Source organism: Thermostichus sp. MS-CIW-15, assembly GCF_054060575.1.
In genome coordinates this window covers 81,418-97,642 of the sequence record NZ_JBSSDI010000001.1, presented here as the reverse complement: position 1 = coordinate 97,642, position 16,225 = coordinate 81,418, and the positions used below count along the sequence as shown (strand labels likewise).

The 16,225-nt window shown below is 63.6% G+C and carries 11 protein-coding genes and 1 tRNA gene; 8 read left to right on the top strand and 4 right to left on the bottom strand.

Annotated features, from left to right (window positions below; genetic code table 11):
* Positions 1 to 6: 6 nt before the first annotated feature.
* The 5 genes from ACVW0R_RS00455 (at position 7) to ACVW0R_RS00435 (ending at position 7,064) form a co-directional block, all read left to right on the top strand.
* Entirely contained in the window at positions 7 to 1,965 is a 1,959-nt protein-coding gene (locus tag ACVW0R_RS00455) for a carboxypeptidase regulatory-like domain-containing protein (protein WP_457501456.1), read from the top strand.
* Between the two features lie 58 nt (positions 1,966 to 2,023).
* Complete coding sequence (locus ACVW0R_RS00450) at positions 2,024 to 3,061, top strand: carboxypeptidase-like regulatory domain-containing protein (protein WP_457501455.1); 1,038 nt, start codon at positions 2,024 to 2,026, stop codon at positions 3,059 to 3,061.
* A 186-nt stretch (positions 3,062 to 3,247) separates the two neighbouring features.
* Positions 3,248 to 4,900 (top strand): phospholipid carrier-dependent glycosyltransferase, encoded by a 1,653-nt coding sequence (locus tag ACVW0R_RS00445; RefSeq protein WP_099812116.1) that lies wholly within the window; start codon positions 3,248 to 3,250, stop codon positions 4,898 to 4,900.
* A 108-nt stretch (positions 4,901 to 5,008) separates the two neighbouring features.
* Positions 5,009 to 6,058: a Gfo/Idh/MocA family protein gene (locus tag ACVW0R_RS00440; protein ID WP_011430304.1), complete on the top strand. Its 1,050-nt coding sequence runs from the start codon at positions 5,009 to 5,011 to the stop codon at positions 6,056 to 6,058.
* A gap of 52 nt (positions 6,059 to 6,110) precedes the next feature.
* Positions 6,111 to 7,064: a sulfite exporter TauE/SafE family protein gene (locus tag ACVW0R_RS00435; RefSeq protein ID WP_011430305.1), complete on the top strand. Its 954-nt coding sequence runs from the start codon at positions 6,111 to 6,113 to the stop codon at positions 7,062 to 7,064.
* A 117-nt stretch (positions 7,065 to 7,181) separates the two neighbouring features.
* Here ACVW0R_RS00435 and pheA read toward each other — a convergent pair whose 3' ends face one another.
* From pheA to sppA, 4 genes are all read right to left on the bottom strand, one after another.
* Entirely contained in the window at positions 7,182 to 8,081 is a 900-nt protein-coding gene (gene pheA, locus ACVW0R_RS00430) for a prephenate dehydratase (protein ID WP_011430306.1), read from the bottom strand.
* A 3-nt stretch (positions 8,082 to 8,084) separates the two neighbouring features.
* Entirely contained in the window at positions 8,085 to 8,459 is a 375-nt protein-coding gene (locus ACVW0R_RS00425; protein WP_041438331.1) for a late competence development ComFB family protein, read from the bottom strand.
* Positions 8,460 to 8,889: 430 nt separating this feature from the next.
* Positions 8,890 to 10,179, bottom strand: a complete 1,290-nt coding sequence (gene alr, locus ACVW0R_RS00420; RefSeq protein ID WP_457501454.1) for an alanine racemase — start codon at positions 10,177 to 10,179, stop codon at positions 8,890 to 8,892.
* 40 nt (positions 10,180 to 10,219) lie between these two features.
* Positions 10,220 to 11,260: a signal peptide peptidase SppA gene (sppA, locus tag ACVW0R_RS00415; protein WP_011430309.1), complete on the bottom strand. Its 1,041-nt coding sequence runs from the start codon at positions 11,258 to 11,260 to the stop codon at positions 10,220 to 10,222.
* Positions 11,261 to 11,508: 248 nt separating this feature from the next.
* Here sppA and ACVW0R_RS00410 point away from each other — a divergent pair.
* The 3 genes from ACVW0R_RS00410 to priA all read left to right on the top strand — a co-directional run bounded on the left by ACVW0R_RS00410 (position 11,509) and on the right by priA (position 16,193).
* Positions 11,509 to 11,581: transfer RNA gene (locus ACVW0R_RS00410), tRNA-Ala, on the top strand.
* A gap of 659 nt (positions 11,582 to 12,240) precedes the next feature.
* Positions 12,241 to 13,758, top strand: a complete 1,518-nt coding sequence (locus tag ACVW0R_RS00405) for a hypothetical protein (RefSeq protein ID WP_457501453.1) — start codon at positions 12,241 to 12,243, stop codon at positions 13,756 to 13,758.
* A gap of 8 nt (positions 13,759 to 13,766) precedes the next feature.
* The gene (priA, locus tag ACVW0R_RS00400) at positions 13,767 to 16,193 is read left to right on the top strand and encodes a primosomal protein N' (protein WP_228375198.1); all 2,427 of its coding nucleotides are present in this window, start codon (positions 13,767 to 13,769) and stop codon (positions 16,191 to 16,193) included.
* Positions 16,194 to 16,225 lie beyond the last annotated feature (32 nt).

The following is a 16,225-nucleotide window of genomic DNA, read 5'->3' as shown; positions in this document are numbered from 1 at the left end:
AAGGCGATGCGCTGGCAATGGCTGGTTGTGCTGATGAGCGGCGTGCTGGGCTTGGGATCCCCCGTGTTGGGGCAAGGGATCTCTTCGCCGGAAACAGGCTCTCCCGCTTCTGGGGGGAACCTCTCGGCGGACGGGAATGAACTGAGGACAGAGGGGGATTGGCTGTTGCCCTTGCCCAGCTCTGCCGATTGCCTCGATGCGGTGCCGGAGCGGGGCTGGCTGGCGGTGGGACTGTTGGAAGCGCAGGCAGTGGCGCTGCTGGATGGGGCGAGCGGGGATCCCTTGTGGCAGGTGGCGGTGGGGTTTGCCCCCGGCGTGGTGCGGGTGGATGCGGCACGGCAGGTGGTCTATGCCGCCGGCCCCCATGCTCCTGGGGTGGTGGCCCTCGATCTGCTCACCGGAGAGCTGCTGCAGGCCTACGGGCTGCCGGCGGGGGTTCTGGACATGGCTGTGGATGCGGCCAGGGGGCGGGTTTTCGCCTCCCTGCCCGCCGCCCAAAGCTTGGCGGTGATTCCCGCTCCGAACCGCCAACGGCATGGATCGGAGCCGCCGCAGGCCCGCAACTTGCCGCTGCCGGGGCCACCTTTGGCTTTGGCCTATGCCCCAGAGCGGGGATCCCTGTTTGTCGGCCTGGCTGGGGAGGATCCCCTCAGCCTGCTGGTGGTCAACCCCGACAATGGAGAGCTGCTGGCCCGCTGGCGCGGCGGCAACACGCCGGAAGCCATGGTCCTAGATGCGCAACGGCAGCGCCTGGTGGTGCTCAACTCGGGCAGCCAAGATCTGACGGTGCTGGATCTGGATCGCAGCGGCGAGGCTCTGCAGCGGATTGGCTTGGATTGGCGACCGACGCGGCTGGCCCTTTCTCCCGATGGCCGCTGGGCCTACGTGACCTCCCGCAACAGCGACCGCCTGCAAATCGTGGATCTGGAGGCGGGGCGATTGGCCGCCTCGCTGCGGCTGGAGGGGCAGCCAACGGGTTTGGTGAGGCTGGGCGATCGGGATCTGTGGGTGGTGGCGGCAGGGATCCCGGCTGTGCGGCGTCTGGTGGATATTGAGGCTCAAGTTGGCGAGCGCGAGACCGAGGCCCAGATCCCCTCTTCAGGCAACCGCGGGGTGGTGACGGGGCGGGTGCTGGACATTGCCGGCCAACCCGTCCAGACGGGGGTTTTGCGCCTGGCCGCCACCTCTACCCAACCCCAGCAGACGGTTCGCATCGCCGCCGACGGCACCTATGTCCTGCCGGAACTGCCGGCGGGGCTGTACCTGGTGGATGTGGAGGTGCCGGGGTTTCCGCCCACCAGCACCCAGGTGGAGGTGCGGGCCGGTTTTGTATCCAGCCAAGATATTCGCCTGCCGCCGGGGCAGCCGGCCCGCCAGCCGGAGGGCATTGGCCTGTTGCCGGATGAGCCGGTTTACTCGGATGAGCTGGCCCGCCACCTCAGCCTGGCCCTGAAGGAGTTACAGCCGCAGCGACCCGTGATCCTCCTCAAGGGGCCACTGGGGCCGGATCCCCGCTTTGAGCCGCTTTTGCCCCTCGTCCAGGATCTGACACTCTTGGATCGGGATGAGCGCTACACCGCCGACTTGGCCAAGCTGAAGGCCGTTGGCGATGCCCTGGGCTTGCGCTACATCCTCTTGACTCACCTGCAGATCTCGCGGGATTACAACCGCCAGGGCAGCCCGCTGCTGAATACGGCCTTGCGCTTTCTGGCGCCGACGGTGCCGGTGGAAATTCCCAATTTCACCCCCAACCAGTTGCGCAGCCGCGGGGTGGTGGTGGTGGTGGACTTGCAGCGGGATCGACCGGGGGATCGGGCTCGCTACTACGAGGCCTATGGCCGGGACGACGTGGGCGGGGATCCGCTGTTTGAAGATGCGGCGGCGGGCCTGTTTCGGCTGCAGGTGCGCAACATGGTGCCCGTCTTTATCCAACAATGGCAGGCCAACAATCCCTTTGCGGGGTGAGGATCCCTGCAGCAGGATTTTGTCTCTCCAGAACCCACTGCGATTAGGGGATGTCGCCATGCCTTTCTTCTTCCTCACTTCGCTGCGGCGCAGGGTCCGCTTGGGCAGTCTGGCTCTCTGGTGCTGGCTGGCACTGACTCCAGGAGCGCTGGCCCAGGCGCCGGCCACCCCCCTTCCCCGTTTCACGCCGCTGTTTCCTTCTCATAACAGAGATCAAGCGGGATCCCAGGCGCGGCTGGTGGGCCAGGTGAGCAACAGCCTGGGTCAGCCGGTGGCCGGGGCGCAGGTGCAGTTGGAGGGCTTGGAGAACCTCGATCAGCCGATCCAAACGGACGAGCAGGGGGCGTTTGAGCTCAACCAGGCTCCTGCCGGACGTTGGATGTTGACCGTATGGCACCCCGACTACGAAATAGTGCAACATGAGATCCTGCTGCAGGCGGGCCTGACCACCCCTGTAGATGTGGTTTTGCAGGTGCCCATCCGGCCCCAACCCCGGCGTCGCCTCGGCGTTTTGGGAGTGGGAGGACTGGAGCACACCCAGCTTTTAGGCCAGCGCCTGGCCATGGAGGCAGTGCGCCTGGGCCTGATCCCCAATAGCGAGAAGGTGGTGCCCCTGGACAACCGCCGCCTGCAGCCGATTCTGCGCCAGGTGGGCTGGCCGATCTACGAGCTGTTTGAGTGGGATCGCCGCAAGCCGGAAGCGGTAGGCCAGTTTTTCGATTACCTAGGCCTGGAGGCCATCGTCATCGCCCGCGTCGATGTCCTCACCCGCCCGGCCTCGCCCACGGAGGTGAGCCTGCGCTCCCGCAGCCGCCTAGAGCTGTGGCGGTTTGACGAGCAGGGCAACCTCGTGGCGGAGGTATTGGCGGAGGCCAGCCGCGACCAGGTGGAGCGGGGCAACCTCAACGCCGCTGAGCTGGCGCAGCTCTACCAAATCCAGGTCACCCAAATCGCCGCCGAAATCGGATCCCGCTGGCAAGCCAATCACCCCCTGGCCTCCTACCTAGAACTGGCCCCAGGCGAGGCCCCACCCCCGCCCTCGCGCCTGGATACAGCGGTGGAGCTGGTCATCCCCACCCCTACACCCACTCCCTAGAGCTCGCCCCCTCCCGTAGCCCCAGAAGTGGGGGTTCCAAGCAGCCGCTGTCAGCCCTATGCCCCGCAAAGTCGGAGCAAATGGCTGTTCTCGAGATCCTCCAGCTCTTCTAGGGAAGTCCAAAGAAGGGGAGCAGGGGCTAAAGTAACACTGGGGATCCTCGCCGTTTGTTGTTGGCTGCTGCCCATGAGTTCCGAACCCAACCCTCTTGCCGAAGATCGAGATCTAGGCCCGGAAGGAGATGAGCTGTCGCCAGCGTCTTCCGAGGGCGTTGGTGGAGTGGGATCCGGCGATCCTCCCGCTGCAGCAGAGCTCGCCACTTCCTCGTCCGCTTCTGCCTTGGTCGGGATTTGGCCGGAGGGATCCCGCCGCTGGCTGCTGGGGGGAGCGCTCGCCATCTTTCTGGTGGGCCTGGGGCTGCGCCTGTGGCGACTGGCCGAGTTGCCGGCGCCGGTGTTCGACGAGGTGTACTTTCCCAAGTTCGCCCAGAACTATCTCGACGGCGAGCCCCTCTACGACGTGCATCCGCCGCTGGGGAAGTACTTCATCGCCCTCAGTATCCAGCTTTTTGGCCGCAACGAGTGGGGCTTTCGCCTGGCCACCGCCTTGTGCGGATCCCTGATCCCGCTCTTGCTGACCGGCTTGGCCTACCGCCTCACCTATCACGTGGGCTTTGCCCTGTTGAGTGGGGCCCTGCTGCTCACGGACGGGGTGTTTCTGGTGGAGTCCCGCTTTGGCCTGATTAACGTGTACCTGGTGGCTTTTGGCCTGGCGGCCACCATTCTGCTGCTAAGCGGGCTGGAACGCCGCGGTTGGCAACGGGCCGTTCACCTGACCGGCTCGGGGATCCTCCTGGGGGCGGCGGCTTCCGTGAAGTGGAACGGCCTCTGGTTTGCCTTCATGTTTGCCCTGTTGGGGATCCTTGTTTGGGCGGTGGTCTGGCTGCGCCCGCAGTGGATCCCGCGTCTGGGCATTTTGATCCAAATCCGCCACCTGCGCTGGTGGCACTATGCCTTTTGCTTTGTCCTTGCGCCGCTGGCTTTCTACGCCATCCAGTGGATCCCCCACCTGCAGCTCAACCCGCAGCAGGGGCTAGCCCTGGGTTGGAGCTGGACTGGGATCCAGAATTACTTTCGCTCTCTAGTGCTCATCAATCAGGCGGTTTACAGCGGGCACCTGCATGCCGATCTCGTGGTGGACGAAAACACCCCCGTTCACCCCTACTGCTCCACCAGTTTGCGATCCCTGGTGGCCTGGTTCCCGGCGCTGCGCCCTTGGCTGACCACCCCCTTGGCCTCGGCAGGAGCCTGGTCTTGGCCGATTATGGGCCGCCCGGTGGGCTACTACTTCGCCGCGCAGGGCGACCTGTGGCGAGTGGTCCACGGCCTGGGCAATCCCTGGCTGTGGTGGCTGGGGACGGGATCCATCCTGGTGCTGGTCTGGCGGGGGATCCGCCGCTTCCATGGCGTGGAAGCCTTTATCTTAATTGGCTATGCGGCCAACTACCTGCCCTGGTTTATCGTCAGCCGCTGCGTTTTCATCTACCACTACATGAGCGCTCTGGCATTTAGCACCCTGGCCCTGGCCTGGCTGGTGCTGCTGGGCTGGCAGAGCTATCGCCGCTTCTGGCGCGGGGCGAGCATCACGGCAGTAGCCTTGGTTTTGGCGTCTTTTCTCTTCTTTTTCCCTGTTTGGTTTGGCCTTCCCCTCAGCCCCGGCGGATTTTATGCCCGCATGTGGTTCCGACCCACCCCTGTGCCCCTATTCTGCTTCAGTCCCCAAGCCTGCGAGCGGGCCCCCCTGCGCCTGCCGCCCATTCCCGGCTTGAACTGGATTTGAGGAGGGCATGGTAAGCTTTGTGCAGTTTGTTTCAGGAGTAGCTGCGCTTCGTTGCCCAAAGGCGGGGTGCGGTTTGTCAAGCGCTTGTGGTGGAGGTAGTGGAAACCTATGGCTCGATCCTGCCCGCGTCCTGCCAACTCTCCCCGCCGTTACCCCGGGCAGCCGGTGCCTGTGGGCGTCATTGGAGTCGGCAACATGGGCCAGCACCACGCCCGCGTCTTCAGCTTGATGAAGGATGTGCAGGTCGTAGGGGTAGCCGATATCAATGTGGAGCGGGGTTTGGATGTGGCCAGCCGCCACCGCGTTCACTTCTACGAGGATTACCGCGACCTGCTGCCCCACGTAGCGGCAGTAGCCATCGCCGTGCCGACGGTTTTGCACCACGAGGTGGGCATCGCCTGCCTGGAGGCGGGGGTCCATGTGCTGATCGAAAAGCCCATTGCCGCCAGCATCGCTGAGGCAGAATCCCTGGTGAACCGCGCTGCCGATTGCAATTGCATTTTGCAGGTGGGGCACATCGAGCGTTTCAGCCCCGTTTTTCAAAAGCTGGGCCAAGTTTTGCAAAGCGAAGAGCCGCTGGCCTTCGAGGCCCACCGCCTCAGCCCTTACTCTGACCGGGCCAGCGACGTGTCGGTGGTGTTCGACCTGATGATCCACGACATCGACCTGTTGCTGGAGCTGATCCCCTCCCCAGTAACCCAAATTACCGCCAGCGGCAACCGGGCCTCCAAGCTGGGCTACCTGGACTACGTCACTGCCACCCTCACCTTTGCCAACGGTGCCATCGCCACCCTCACGGCCAGCAAGGTTACCCATCGCAAGGTGCGCAAAATTGCCGTCCACTGCAAAAATGCCCTGGTGGAAGCCGATTTTTTGCACAACGAGATCTCCATCTATCGCCAGGGATCCAGCAGCAGCGACTACGGCCAGGTGTCCTACCAGCGGGACTGCCTCATCGAGAAGGTTCACATCGAACCCATTGACAAGCTCCACGCCGAGCTGGAGCACTTTATCAACTGTGTGCGGGGGGGCAGCCAGCCGTCGGTGGGCGGGGAGCAGGCCCTGAAGGCCTTGAAGTTGGCTTCCGAGGTGGAGCGGATCGCCTTAGATGGATGCGCCTGGAGGGAGGCCAAACCCTGCCGCAGCTTTTTGTCTTAGCTTTGCCGCCGGCCTCCAGGCGGGGGCAGGTGGTATCTTCTGCCAGCCGGTCATGGGTGGGGAGGGCGAGGAGGGCAGAGGCTTTGTGGAGAGGCAAGGTCGGGCAATCGTGGTAGAAGAGGGGTTGGCCTTAGCAATCGGCGGCCTGGCGGCAGGGATCCTGGCCGGTTTTTTGGGCATTGGCGGCGGGACGATCTTGGTGCCCTTGCAGGTGAGCTTGGGGATCCCGCCGCTGCAGGCGGTGGCCACCAGCAACTTTTCCATTCTCCTCACCTCCTTGGCCGGCAGCATCCAAAACTGGCGCATGGGGATGCTGGATCCCAAACGGGTAATTTTGCTGGGGATCCCGGCTCTGTTTACGGCGCAGGTTGGGGCGATCCTCGCCAGTCGCCTGCCCGGCTATCTGCTACTAGCGGCCTTTGGGGTGCTGTTGCTGGCGAACATTTACCTGGTGGAGCTGCGCAAAACCGTGGTCGCCCACGCCCAAGCGTTGGAGAGGCCAGGGGTTGCTGCCGGGGGGACGGACGACGCTGGAGAACTCCGCGACCGCCCTGCTGCCGAGGGGCAGATGCCGCGGTGGCTGGCCCGCACCCTCACCGGTGGCGCTGCCGGCTTGTTGGCGGGGCTTTTCGGCATCGGCGGTGGCGTCATCCTGGTGCCCTTGCAGATCCTGCTGTTGCGAGAAACCCTCAAGGTGGCCATCCAAACCAGCTTGGGGGCAATTGTTCTCACGGCAACTGCTGCTACCCTCAGCCATGCGGGCCTGGGCAACTGGATGGCGAACGCGCTCGGCTTTGGAGATGGCACCATCCGCCAGAATGTGCTCTGGATCCCGGGCCTGATCCTGGGTGCAGGTGGGTTGGTCGGCGTCCAGATCAGCACCCGCACCCTGCCCAAGCTGCCGGATGAGATCGTCGGCCTGCTTTTTCGAACCTTTCTCGCCGGGCTTTCCCTCTACGTTTTTTGGCAAGCCTGGCAGGACTACCAAGCCCTGGACAACCAGTAGCAATTCCCAACTTCGACGCCTCACCCTCCCCTATTCTTTTAGCGTATCTGGGTCTAAGAGGGGAGGGAAAGGCTTCGGGATCCCCGCAGATAGCAAGTCGGGCCTGGCCGGCCTGTCCTATTCTGAGTTGCAAGGACGACGCTCGCTCGGCTTGCTGAGGTCGTGGACGGGGTAGCTGCCGAAAAGCTTCAGGGTTTCTGCGATCGCTTCCAGGGCAGCGATTACCTCTGCATCCAGATAGGGTTGGCCGACCGGATTCTCCAGATCGACAAAAAAGACATAGGTCCCCGCCGATTTCTTGGTGGGGCGCGACTCAATGCGCGACATATTGAGGCCCCGCTCTGCAAAGACTTGCAGCGGCTTTAGCAGCGCCCCTGGCACATTGTGGGGCAGGCTGAAGGCCAAGGAAGTATGGGATCCCCCTGGCGAGGAACGGCGACGGCCCACCACCCAAAAGCGGGTGCAGTTATCCGGGTGGTCGTTGATGGGACAGGCCAAAACCGGCAGTTGGTAGAGCTCAGCGGCCCGCTCTGAAGCAATGACGGCAGCGTTGGGCTGCGCTCGCAGCCGCTCCAATTCTTCGGTGGTGGAGCGGGTTGGAATCAAGGTCGCCCGGGGCAGATGGGATCCCAGCCAAGCCTGACATTGGGCCAAGGCTTGCGGATGGGAATAGACCTGCTCGATCTGCTCCAGCCGGGAGGCGCAGCCGATGAGGGCATGGCGGATGGGCAGGATCAGCGCCTGGCGAATGCTCAGCCCCTCCAGTTGCCAGAGGGCATCCAAGGTCATCGAGACCCCGCCCTCAACGGAGTTCTCCACCGGCACCACCGCCCATTCTTGCTCGCCCGCAGCCACGGCTGCCAAGCAGGCGCTAATGGTGGGGTAGGGCACCAAGGGGTGGGATCCCTGGCTATGGAGATGGGGCTGCTCGGGACAGGCGAGCAGAGCGGCCAACTCCGTGTAGGTTCCAACAGGGCCGAGGAAGGCTACCGGCGCAGAGGAGACGATTAAAGCCATTCTTTAGTTTTGTTTGCGAGTGTCGCTAGGAGCCAGCTCTAACTCTACTGCCTCGACGTTGCGCTGCAGCGGGCAATCAGGCTCTGGGCAACGGGGATTTGCCGCCACTATCTCCATAGCCTTCCCCACCTCCCGCCGAATCAGGCTCTGCAACTCTTGATCTGCTTGGATGGCTTCCAGGGTGTATATGGAGCCTTCAAAACTGGTGGTGTAGCGGGGCTGGAGGTTGTTGAGGGCCAAGGCGGCGGCATCGTGACAGAATCTCTCACAGGAGCAGTAGCGCTGCTGGCTTTCCAGGAGCAGCAGCTCGTTCACCATCTCCAGAACAGCCCGCTCCATCTGATTTTCCAACCTCTTCAGAGGTTTGCGTGCCTCCATGGCTGCCTCCCGATGTCACTGATCCCGCCGCCAGTCCTCATTTTCCCAAAAACAGGACGGTTCTCGGCTTACTTCTGAGGCTGCTATATCCTTCACTACTTGACAAGTCAGGAAAAGCTACCCTACGTAAACTACCCGACTCCGACCGCCCCCCAACCCCCTGTATACGGGGGGCAGGGGGGCGGGGGGATATAGGGGGCTCCTGCGGTTTCTAGCTCAACAGGAAGAGAAGTGACCGCAAACCCCCAGGCGCCGACGCGGCCAGCTACAATTTCACCCCAACTCCTCTGCTGGCGGGAGTCAGTTCTCACTTGCTAGCCCCTCTACCAGAATTGAGGGGGGAGGTAGGGATCCGAACCCACGCTTAAAACCTCGCCTGCATTTGCTGCTACCATAAACCGCCCAACAAAAACGTGCCATAGCGTCAACGTCAGCTAGCTTCCCCGAGCACGTTGACCAGCACTCTCGGCAGGCGGGCAGAAAGTCCGCACAGCAGTTCATAGGAAATGGTGCCCAACTGATCCGCCCAATCCTGGATTGAGAAACCCGCACTCGCCAGATGGGGGCCCAGCAGCTCCACCACATCACCCACCTGAATATCCGGCCTCTCGGTGACATCCCACATGCACTGATCCATCGTGATCGTGCCCACCTGCTGGATCAGGCTGCCGCGCACCCACCCCCGCAGCCAGCCGGAAAGCCGCCGTGGGATCCCGTCGGCATAGCCGATGGCCAGTGTGGCAATGCGACTGGGGCGAGAAGTGACGTAGCGATGGCCATAGCTGACGCCGGTGTGGGCGGGTACGGTTTGGATGTGGGTCAACCGCGCTTTGAGGCGCAGGATCGGCCGCAACCCCCGCACCTGCAGGTGCGGGGCAGGAGACAAGCCGTAGAGGGCCAGCCCCAACCGCACGCGGGGATAGTGGAGATGGGTTAGGGCGCCGGCGGAGTTATCCAGATGCAGGGGGGGCAGGGGATCCCCGGCCTGGCGGATCTGCTCCACCACCTGGGCGAAGCGGGCCTCTTGCTGGGCCATCACCGGAGAATCGGGCTCATCTGCCGTTGCGAAGTGGGAAAACAGGCTACAGCCTTCCAGCTCGGGGATCCGGCAGATCTGCCCCCACACGGCGGCGGCCTCTTGCCAGGGAATCCCCAGGCGGGTCATGCCCGTATCGACGTTGACGTGGACAGGAACAGGCCGCCCGGCCCAACGGGCCACCTGGCGCATCACGGGGATCTGCTCGGCCCGGGTGAGGCTGACCTCCAGCCGCGCAGCCATGGCCTGCTGCAGCTCGGCCCAGGTATTCAAAGCCCCCAACACCAAAATCGGGGCCTGGAGGCCGGCCTGCCGCAGCTCGATCCCTTCTGCCAGGGTGGCCACACACAACCCCTTGGCACCGGCAGCGAGGGCTATGGGAGCCACCAAGCGAGCTCCATGGCCGTAGGCATTGGCCTTGACCACTGCCCAGATCTCAGTGTCTGGCGACAGGCGCGCCTGCAACAGACGCAGATTTTCTCGCAATTGGGCTGCGTCAATTTCCACCCATGCCCGGCTGGTCAGCAGCTCCAGCTCTGGGTTGAAATCCGGCCAGAACCCCGTCTCGCCGACGGGATCCGCTCCCTGGGATCCCTGGCTCTGGGTCCACGAGGCGGACGCCGTGGCCAGGGGGCTATGCCCTGCCGTCGCCAGCGCAGAAGCGTCGTCCGGCGTGTGATCCACAGCTTCACCCCTCACACCAAGCCTATGATCACTGTCAGGTTTAGCGCAAAGTCCACCCGGGCGCCATCCACAGCAGCGGCACTTCCGGGATCCCGGCCACCTCGTGGCTCCCCAACAGTCGAGCGGGCCAGAGATTTTGCCCTTGCGGAGGCAGTCCTTGGCTCAATAGTCGCTGCAGGGCGCGTTGGAAGGGATCTCTCGCCGTTGCTGGCGACAAAGAGGGATCCCCGGTCATGCGCCGCAGATCTTCCACGGCTTCGGCATATCCTCCCAGGGCATCTACCAGGCCCAACTCCACAGCCTGCGCCCCGGTGAAGATGCGCCCATCGGCCAACTGGCGCACCCGCGCCTCATCCAAGCTTTGCCGTCGGGCGATCATCTCCGCATCCAGCACCTTTTCTGCCCCTTTGTCCGGCAAGCGCTGGCGTCCGCGGGCCACATCGCGAACGAACTGGTCGAGGGTATCCTCCACCAACTCTTGCAGCAGACGTTGCTCTTGGGGGGTGGCAGCCCGGAAAGGGGAAAGAATGTCTTTGTACTCGCCGGTTTTGAAGGTCTGCGGCTCTATGCCGTAGTTGTCGAGCAGTTTGCCAAAGTTGAGGCCGCTGATGATCACCCCTATGCTGCCGGTCAGGGTGCCCGGGTTGGCGTAGATCTTGTCGGCAGCACTGGCTACATAGTAGCCGCCGCTGGCGGCAACGTCTTCCATGACGGCAATCACCGGCTTGCCGGCTTCCCGCAGAGCCGTGACGGCGCGGTAGAGCTCCTGGCTGGATCCCACAGCCCCGCCCGGGCTGTTGATGCGCAGCAATACAGCCTTGACGGCGCGATCCTCGACAGCTTCCCGCAACTGATCTAAGGGAGAGGTGGGCAAACCTACCAAAGTCGAGCCCCGTGGCCCTCCTATCGTTCCCTCGATGGTAACCACCTCAATGCGATTCGCCCCTCGAGGGGCCTCTAGCCCGACGCCACCCCGAACCGACTCTGCGGCAGGTCGTGTGCCGCCAATAACAGCCGCAATCAGGCAGACCACCAGCAAGGAAGCGGCCAAAAGGCGGTTAAGCTGAGATCCCTGTGTCACAAGCCCCCCAATGTCGCTGACTCCGTTCTATCACCCGGCAAGCTCCTGCAACAGAGGGCAGGAGCCAGGTGGATCCAATCTCCACTTTTGCAAGTGGACGCTCCAACCCAACTCTTGACAAGGATCTCCCGTCTATTTAGGATAGATTCCCGTACTTTTCACCGCCAAAGCAGCTTCTACAGGCTAAAATTGTAGTCTGGAGCGGGCATAAATCAATTGCCTAGGCTCTTGCCGGAAGGCTGCATCTTGGGGCTTTAGCTCAGTTGGTAGAGCACTTCAATGGCATTGAAGGGGTCAGCGGTTCGAGTCCGCTAAGCTCCATTGGCCTGATAGCATCCGAGGCCCAGCAAATGGTCACTCCTTCCCTCCGACCGGAGGAGACGGCTTCGGCCATGGGATCCCCGCCTTGCGGGAGGTATCTGAGCCGCCGTGAGGCAACCCGGCCATGGTCGCCCCCCTTTCCCCGTATACGGGGGGAAGGGGGTACGGAGCGGGGCTCCTGCGGCTTCTAGCTGACGCTGCCTCAATCCCTTGCAGATCTGCGCCGATCCCTGGGCGAAGGGCCCCTGCCATTGGACAAAGATGCTCTAAAACGCCGCCGAATTATAGGGTGCAACTAAATAAAAAATGGTGCAAACTATTGGTGGTGGCAGGCTGGAGGGATCCCGGGCAGCGATAGTGTGTACTGCGGGTGAAGCAAGGGGGGCAATCGTAGCAAGCTCTCAAGGCAACCCCAGGCCGCAGCTGACCTCTGGGGGGAAGGGAGACGTCTTCTGGCGAAAAAACGGCCAAACAGAGGTTCCGCTGCCAGCTCAACTCCCTGATGAGGAGCCCCCAAGACAAGAAGGGCGGCCAACAGGCCTCGGAATCGGAAAGAAACCTTACAAGATCCCTCCCCTGGCTTGAACCCACCGGAAAACTTCTCTATACTGCAGGGAACTTTATCCTGTACCTCCCCTTCTTCATCTTCGCTTTAACCTATGCGTGCTCCCTCCTCAGGCGACTCGGATCCCACCTTTCCCGAAGCTCAAGCCGGCCAGTCGGCCAAGGACTCCGTCCCGCTTACGCGAACGGAATCGGATCCCAATCCAGAGCGGCATTCGGCCCTGAGGCAGCGGCAGCAGTTGGAGGCTCGGCTACTCGAAGCCGAAGCGGAGCTGCAGGAGCGGCGTGCCCTTCAGGAAAAGCTACAAGCTGAAGTAGAGGCGCTGCACAGTCAACTGGCCGAGAGGGAACTGCAGTCTCGCAAGCAGCAACAGCAGATAGAGCTCTTGCAATTGAAAGCCCAAACGCCTGCAGACGCTGCTTGGGAAGCCGAATGCCGAGCCCTGCGCCAGAAGGTGGCCGAGCAAGAAAAGGCGCTGCAGGAGCGGGAACATGCCCTGCGCCAGTTGCAACAGACTTTGACAGAGCAAAAAGTTCAGCTCTCGGAGCAGGAAGCTCAGCTGGCGGCGCGGCAACGCCTCAACGAGCGGCAGCGCCAAGATATCGAAGCCCTACAGGAGCAGATCGAGCAGCTACGGCTGGCCCATGCTCAGGAGCGCCGTCAGTGGGAACACCGTCAGCAGGAGCTACAGGCTTCTCTGGTGGAAGCTCAAGACCTGGCGGAAAAACGGGTGGAGATGTTGCAGCGTTTCAAGGCAGAGCTTTCGTTGGCCCGCACCCAAATTGCAGAAACTCAGGCGGAGCTGAACAGCCTGCGGGCTCTGTACAACGACCAACGGGCAGCCTGGCAAGAACAGCGGGAACATCTCGAGGCGCGTCTGGCGGGCTATGCCGAGACAGAGGCGGAAGCGGAGCAGCGCTGGCAGGAACAACGGCAGGAATTGGAAGCGGCGCTGGCCGATGCCCAGGCGCAACTGGCCGCTTTGCAAGCTCAGCAAGAGCAATGGCGTCAGGACTCCCGGGAGCAGCAACAGCAGTGGCAAGCCCAGGTCGAAGCGCTGCAAGCTGCCCTCGCCCAAGCGCAGGCGGAAATTGCCCATTGGCAGCAGGAGCACCGCCGTCTGGAGGAACGGTACGCCCAGGCCCAGCAGCGCCTCGGCGATCTGGAGCAGCGGCTCCAAGCAGCTCTGGCCCAGCTTGCCGACCAACCCACCTGGCAATCGCAATTGCGCTCTGCCCAGATCGCCGTCACCCATCTGCAGGAGCAAACAGAGGCCTTGGAGGGGCAGGTGAGGGCCCTGCAGGCGGAACGCGCCGCCCTCGCCGAAGAAAACCGCTCCCTGAGAGAGAAGTACGAGCAGCAGCAGATGCACCTGCTCAGCCTGAAGACGGCTTTGGAGCGCAAGGGAATAGACATCCCGCCTCGCGCTGGTGCAGCGGCTCCCAATGCTGCCGACACGCCAACACGGTCTGAGTCTCTCGCTTCGCTCCAGGCCGCCAAGCCCAAGTCTGCCCTATGGACTCCGTCCCGCTTACGCGAACAGTCCCGGCCTTTGCTGGCTCGCCCTGATAAGCGGGCAGTGGATCTGCCGCGGTTCTTGCCCCGACCGTGAGGGATCCGGTGGCGCAGCCTGCTCCTCCCCGCTGGCTGGAGGTGTGGGTGGATCATCCCCACTTGGGGGGCTGCTTCACCTACCGCGTGCCAGAGGGATGGGAGCCAGAAGCGGGCGATCTCCTCAGCGTTCCCTTTGGCCAACAGGTGGCGGGGGCGGTGGCTCTGGGCTGGCGCTCGGAGTTGCCGACAGGAGTAGATCCCCAGTCGGTGCGAGAGATTGAAGCGGTGGTGGCCAAAGGCATCCTGCCCAAGGATTTCTGGCCTCTGCTGCAGCGGGTAGCCAACTACTACCTCACCCCCCTAGCCCAGGTGGTGCGCACCGTTTTGCCGCCGGGCTTGCTGAGCCGCTCCCAGCGGCGGATCCGCCTGGTTGGATCCCCGCCAGGGGAATGTTCGCCGGCTGCCCAGGCTTTGCTGCGGCTGCTGCGGGAGAAGGGAGGGGAGCTGTCTTGGCGTTACCTCCAGCAGCAGGTGCCTGGCGCCGAGGTCGCTCTGCGGGAGCTGCAGCGGCGGGGTTGGGTGGAAAGCTTCTGGCAGGAGCAGCAGGGGGGCAGGGTGAAAACCCAACAGGCGGCCACCTTGGTGGAGGACTCGCTGGAGGGGCTGAGCTTGCCCCAGCAGAAAGCGCTGCAGATCCTCAAGCAAAAGGGGGGGGAGCTGCTGCTGGTCGAGTGGGAGCGCCTGGCGGGGGTGAGCCGGTCAGTGCTGCAGAGCCTAGCCCGCAAAGGCCGGGTGCACCTCTACGAGCGACCCTTGCTGCGGCTGGGAGAGGCCGAGCGGCCTGTGGAGAAAGATTTGCCCAAGCCTCTGACGCCAGCCCAGGCCGAGGCAGTGGCGGCCATCCAGCAAGCCCTGGGGCGAAACCAACGCTTTCTGCTGCATGGGGTCACCGGCTCCGGCAAGACAGAGGTGTACCTGCAAGTCATTGCCCAGGTGCTGCAGCAGGGGCGGTCAGCCTTGGTGCTGGTGCCGGAGATCGGCCTTACCCCGCAACTGACGGATCGCTTTCGGGCGCGGCTGGGATCCCGCGTGTGGACCTACCACAGCGGCCTCTCAGCCGGCGAGCGCTACGACCTCTGGCGGCAGATGTTGGTTGCTGTCCCCCAGGTGGTGATCGGCACCCGCTCGGCGGTGTTTGCCCCCTTGGCCAACCTGGGCCTCATCGTTCTGGACGAGGAGCACGACGACAGCTTCAAGCAGGATCAGCCCCAGCCCTGCTACCACGCCCGTCAGGTGGCGGAGTGGCGGGCTGAGCTAGCCAACTGTCCCCTAGTTCTGGGCAGCGCCACACCGGCAGTGGAAACCTATGCGGTCCACCTGCAGGATCCGCAGCGCTGGGTTCGTCTCCCTTTGCCGCAGCGCATCCCCCAGGCGGGGATCCCGGCCACCCTGCCCCGGCTGGAGCTGGTGGACATGCGCCAGGAGCTGCAGGCGGGCAACCGCAGCATTCTCAGCCGCCGCCTGCATCAAGCTTTGCACGAGACTTTGAAGAGGGGGGAACAGGCCATCCTCTTTGTCCCCCGGCGGGGGCACAGTACCTTTGTCTTGTGCCGCAGTTGCGGCTTTGTCCTCACCTGCGCCCACTGCGACGTCTCCCTTACCTTTCACCTGGAGGGCGGGCAGGAGCTGCGCTGCCACTACTGCGGCGCCCGCCAACCCCACCCCCAGCACTGTCCTGCCTGCGGCTCGCCCTACCTCAAGCACTTCGGCACCGGCACCCAGAAGGTGGTGGAGGTGCTGCAGCAGCACTGGCCGCAGGTGGCGATTTTGCGCTACGACAGCGACGCCACCCGCCGTAAGGGATCCCACCGGGATTTGCTGGAGCAGTTTCGCAGCGGCAAGGCCCAGGTGCTGGTGGGCACCCAGATGCTCACCAAAGGGCTGGACATCCCCCAGGTGACGCTGGTGGGGGTGGTAGCCGCCGACGGGCTGCTGCACCAGCCTGACTACCGCGCTGGCGAGCGCACCTTTCAACTGCTGACCCAGGTGGCGGGCCGGGCAGGCCGCGGATCCTTGCCAGGCCAGGCCATTATCCAGACCTATTTGCCAGAGCACCCCATCTTGCAAGCGGTGCTGGCCCACAACTACGAGGGCTTTGTCCAGGCCGAGCTGCGCCAACGCCAAGAGGGGGGCTACCCGCCCTACCGGGCGTTGATTTTAATTCGCCTGAGCAGCAGCCGCCTGGAGGCGTTAGAGCGCTACTGCAGCCGCCTAGCTGAGGGCCTGCAAGGGATCCCGGCGGAGGTGTTGGGGCCAGGACCGGCCCGAGTGGAGCGGGTTGCCGGCCGCTACCGCTGGCAGATCCTCCTCAAACAGCTTCCCGATCAGCCCTGGGATCGCGCCCAGATCGATACCCACCTGCGCCGCGCCCTTGGACATATTCCCCAGGGGATTCGCGTCAGCCTCGATGTGGATCCGCTGCGGATCCTCTAGGGGCGGCAGTTTTGCCGCAGCTTGGCGTTGGA

Bases quoted from the DNA above. Each gene is read 5' to 3' on its own strand.
- ACVW0R_RS00455 (WP_457501456.1), top strand. From the start codon at position 7: ATGCGCTGGCAATGGCTGGTTGTGCTGATGAGCGGCGTGCTGGGCTTG.
- ACVW0R_RS00450 (WP_457501455.1), top strand. From the start codon at position 2,024: ATGCCTTTCTTCTTCCTCACTTCGCTGCGGCGCAGGGTCCGCTTGGGC.
- ACVW0R_RS00445 (WP_099812116.1), top strand. From the start codon at position 3,248: ATGAGTTCCGAACCCAACCCTCTTGCCGAAGATCGAGATCTAGGCCCG.
- ACVW0R_RS00440 (WP_011430304.1), top strand. From the start codon at position 5,009: ATGGCTCGATCCTGCCCGCGTCCTGCCAACTCTCCCCGCCGTTACCCC.
- ACVW0R_RS00435 (WP_011430305.1), top strand. From the start codon at position 6,111: ATGGGTGGGGAGGGCGAGGAGGGCAGAGGCTTTGTGGAGAGGCAAGGT.
- pheA (WP_011430306.1), bottom strand. From the start codon at position 8,081: ATGGCTTTAATCGTCTCCTCTGCGCCGGTAGCCTTCCTCGGCCCTGTT.
- ACVW0R_RS00425 (WP_041438331.1), bottom strand. From the start codon at position 8,459: ATGGAGGCACGCAAACCTCTGAAGAGGTTGGAAAATCAGATGGAGCGG.
- ACVW0R_RS00405 (WP_457501453.1), top strand. From the start codon at position 12,241: ATGCGTGCTCCCTCCTCAGGCGACTCGGATCCCACCTTTCCCGAAGCT.